This is a genomic window from Dolichospermum planctonicum, assembly GCF_005402965.1.
Taxonomy (GTDB): Bacteria; Cyanobacteriota; Cyanobacteriia; order Cyanobacteriales; family Nostocaceae; genus Dolichospermum; species Dolichospermum planctonicum.
Window position 1 is genome coordinate 1 of record NZ_BJCF01000102.1, and the last position, 2,018, is coordinate 2,018.

The following is a 2,018-nucleotide window of genomic DNA, read 5'->3' on the forward strand; positions in this document are numbered from 1 at the left end:
ACCACCCCCCTTTTAATGATATGTATTCTCATTAAGCTTATTTCTCTTTAATTGATCGTTAGTTATTATGTACTACTATCTCTGCTTTTTTGATCTGTGACAGTTCAGGGTGCGGAATGTGGGTTACATCTCATCAACTGGTGGCAGCTTTAGCCTAAACTATGAGATGTACAGCGTTCCTGACAAAGCGGAAATATTCGTCAATAATGTGCTAACAACCCGGACAAATGGTTTTGTCTCTGGTTCAGGCTCTTTAAATTTGAACTCAGTTACATTACAAACCGGGGATCAAGTGAAAGTGGTAATCACTGGAAATGATCCAGCAACCCGATGGGATTATAATGTTTATTATAGTGGAGGTATTGTCCCCACTACTTACACCGTTGGGACAACAGGAGCGGTAACGGGAACTATTGCTAATGATGATGCTACCATTACCCTGGCAGTATCACCAAGTAGTGTCTTAGAAGATGGTACAACCAACTTAGTTTACACCTTCACCAGAACTGGAATTACCACCAATGCCTTAACCGTCAACTATAGTATCACTGGTACAGCCGATAGCAGCGATTATACAGGAGCAACACCAGGAACAGGTAAAACCATTACCTTTGCTGCGGGTGCAAGTACAGCTACCTTAACCATTGACCCCACAGCAGATACAATTGTTGAAAGTGATGAAACTGTAGCTTTAACTTTAGTTGCGGGTACAGGTTACACCGTTGGGACAACAGCAGCGGTAACAGGAACTATTACTATTGCTAATGATAACGATAGCTTCACCACCACACCCCAAAAAGATATCATAGATGCTCAAGATGGAGACGACACCATCACCAGCATATTGGGCAATTTACAACAAAACGACACCATTAATGGTGGTAATGGCACAGACACCTTAATTATCACCGGAGGAACAGTTAATGATCTTATCTCCATAGATACCAGTAACACCACCAATCAATTAGATATTCCAGGGACAACAGTATTCGGATTTGAACGCTTTGATTTAACTACCTTTACAGGTACTATCAGCTTTGATGGTACTACTGGTAATGATTGGATTAAAGCAGGTACAGGAAACGATGATTTAACCAGTGGAGATGGTAATGACACTCTCAACGGGGGAGCGGGTGCAGATTTATTAATCGGTGGTAAAGGAAATGATACTTATGTGGTAGATAATGTGGGAGATGTCATTGCTGAAGGTTTAAATCAAGGTATTGATACCGTTGAATCTTCTATCACTTGGACATTAAAAGCCAACCTAGAAAACCTAACGTTACAGGGAACAACCGCTATTAACGGTATAGGTAATAACCTCAATAACAGCATTACAGGTAATACTGGTAATAACGTTCTTAATGGTGGTTTAGGAAATGATACCCTCATTGGTGATTTAGGAAATGATACCCTCATTGGTGATTTAGGAAATGACTCCTACTATGTGGACAATACAGCAGATAGGATTACAGAATTAGTAGGACAAGGAACAGATAGCGTTTTCAGCACCGCAGCAACTTATACTCTCAGCGCCAATGTAGAAAACCTAACGTTAGAGGGAACAACCGCTATTAACGGTACAGGTAACACCCTCAATAATATCATTACAGGTAATACAGCCGATAACGTTCTCACCGGTGGTACGGGTGCAGATACTTTAATTGGTGGTGCGGGTAATGACTCCTATTATGTGGACAATACAGCAGATAGCATTACAGAAAATGCTAATGAAGGAACAGATAGCGTTTTCACAACTGTAACCTATACCTTAACCACCAATACCGAAAACCTAACGTTACAGGGAACAACCGCTATTAACGGTACAGGTAATGAACTGAATAATATCATTACAGGTAACACAGCAAATAATCAACTCAATGGTGGTACGGGTGCTGATACCCTCATTGGTGGCGCTGGTAATGACTCCTATTATGTGGACAATACAGCAGATATCATCACAGAATTAGTAAGTCAAGGAACTGATATTGTTTTCACAACTGTAACCTATACCCTAA

The 2,018-nt window shown here is 40.7% G+C and carries 1 protein-coding gene; it reads left to right on the forward strand.

Annotated features, from left to right (window positions below; translation table 11 throughout):
- Positions 1-166: 166 nt before the first annotated feature.
- Positions 167-2,018 (forward strand): beta strand repeat-containing protein (locus FFO06_RS20585; protein ID WP_137909689.1); only part of this gene is annotated, 1,852 nt, incomplete at its 3' end.